We start from the raw sequence: 2001 nt of genomic DNA on the forward strand, positions 1-2001 counted from the left end.
CGCCAGCTTGCTTGATGATGCGCTCACGGGATTCCGTTAGCACTTGAGCAATCCGCAGACGGCTTTCACCGGAGGTTACGAACGCTTTGATCCGATCTAGCTCGCCAGGGCTGAGGTAACGAGCCTCAGCGTCGGCATTCACGATTGATTTCGTGACAATACTCATGGATGGATTCCTCCAAAAAAAAGAAAGATATCGTGGGTATGTCCAAACTTGCGATCGCTTCGAGCGCTTATGGGATGATCCGCGCAATCGACATTGGGGTATGAACGATTACTGAGACGCCTCTGGATTCATCAGCGTTATTCGGAACGATACAAGCGGTTAAGCTTAGCTACCTTCGGGAAATATTTTCCGGCATTTAGTTCACATACTTCGCCTGTTTGCAATATTTCGTAATATCACCCTCATTTTGCAACCGGGGGATCATGGGGGTGCAAAACCACCTCAACCCCAGCACCCGCAACTGTTTCCAGTCACTGGCGCGAACCTCTCTTGGACAAATCGCCGAAGGACGCTCTGGCCAGCGATCGCAAAATTCTGAGAACGGCTCTCTGCTTATCGCCACCTTGGCAGCGATCCCATGGAGCTTGAGTAACATCACGGTGACGGTAGCGATCGCCACCTGTTGCCCTCTAGGGATGGACAACTTGGGTGGATGGCAACAACTACGTTCACGATTGTTCAACAGGCAAGGATGCCCCCCTAGGGCTATCTCACGCCGCAGAAGGCACAGGTAGAAGCCGCGATCGCGCCCTAGAGATCATCTGGGTGCGATCGCGGTTGTTCTAAGAGCAGGTTAGCCCTTCAGAGAATCCTCGGCTGGCACACCCATGCGAGGCACCACCGGGGTAAAGCTAGGCACGACTAGATCCCGATTTTGCTTCGTGAGCTGGGTATAGAGCCGCTCGGTGTTGGGGAAGTTGGCTGCAGGCAGGGTGGGGAAGCGGTTATAGGGCACCACATCTTCACCAAAGGTTTGCACATACTCCATGCTGTTCACCATGGCACCAATGAAGCTACGAATCCCTTCCGTTGCCAAAATCTGGTTGTACTTACGGATTTCAGCTTGGTCAAGGGGAGCCCGGCCCAAGAAGTGCTTGGTACCCAGCTCAATCACCTTGGTGTTGGGGTAGGGCGCGTAGAACTCTTTGATGTAGAGCTTCGAGCATCCTAGGGCTTCAATGAATTCCTTGAGGTTGATCTCAAGATTGGCTAGCTTACTTTCAAGCACCGTGAATTCATTCTCAACAATGTATGGTGCAATGTCCCGCTCGAAGATCTGACGATAGGCAGCGGCAATCACCGTCTGCACCTGCACCGCATCTTGAGCCCGAGTCAGCTTGAAGATCTTGGTTTGCTCGCGGCGCTTGCTCACCCCTTGAGCCACCCGGAAGGTCACGTCCGGCTCCGTCCGCAGGTTCGAAACACCACCCAATTCCACAAAGCGTGGGGTTTCTTCCTTGATGATCTTGGCGTTCTTGTCGCCAATGCTGCCCACACGGGATGTACGCAGAGCCAGCCCCTTCGGCGTCACATAGCGCTCGTAGGGAATCGTGTCTTCCCCAAAGGCTTCTGCATATTCTGGGCTGTCGATGATGGTATCCACCAGCGCATAGAAACCTTGCTTGGCACAAATATCGAAATACTTGTTGGTTTCTTGGCGACCGTAGGTAGGACGACCTAAGAGACGACGGTGGATATATTCAACCGCCTTCATCACATAGAGCGACGTCCAGTAGAGCTTACGGAAGGGCTCTGACTTGGCAATCATGCGGATGAATTCCCGCAGGGTAATATCCCCGTTCTCTAGCTTAATTTCTGCCACCTTTAGGCGCTGTCCTTCATAGACATCGCGACCAAACACCTGTAGGTAGGCAGCCCGAATCACCGCTTGGGTGGAGCTTTCCGTATACTTGATGCTGGCGTTGGCGGTGGTAGGAATTTGGTTGAGCTTGAAGACCTTAGGTCCAAGGGTTCCCGGCGCAGCGCCCCTTGCT

At 53.3% G+C, this 2001-nt stretch carries 4 protein-coding genes; 1 reads left to right on the forward strand and 3 read right to left on the reverse strand.

The features are described 5' to 3' along the window. A partial coding sequence (locus V6D20_12510) for an allophycocyanin (GenBank protein HEY9816602.1) occupies positions 1-166 on the reverse strand: 166 nt, incomplete at its 3' end. A 196-nt stretch (positions 167-362) separates the two neighbouring features. Next, entirely contained in the window at positions 363-650 is a 288-nt protein-coding gene (locus V6D20_12515) for a hypothetical protein (protein ID HEY9816603.1), read from the reverse strand. Between the two features lie 5 nt (positions 651-655). On the opposite strand from V6D20_12515, the gene V6D20_12520 reads away from it, so the two are divergent. Further along, positions 656-793: a hypothetical protein gene (locus tag V6D20_12520; GenBank protein ID HEY9816604.1), complete on the forward strand. Its 138-nt coding sequence runs from the start codon at positions 656-658 to the stop codon at positions 791-793. Positions 794-800: 7 nt separating this feature from the next. On the opposite strand, the gene V6D20_12525 is transcribed toward V6D20_12520, so the two are convergent. Further along, a partial coding sequence (locus V6D20_12525) for a phycobilisome rod-core linker polypeptide (protein ID HEY9816605.1) occupies positions 801-2001 on the reverse strand: 1201 nt, incomplete at its 5' end.

This window comes from Candidatus Obscuribacterales bacterium (assembly GCA_036703605.1).
In the GTDB taxonomy this organism is placed as follows: Bacteria; Cyanobacteriota; Cyanobacteriia; order RECH01; family RECH01; genus RECH01.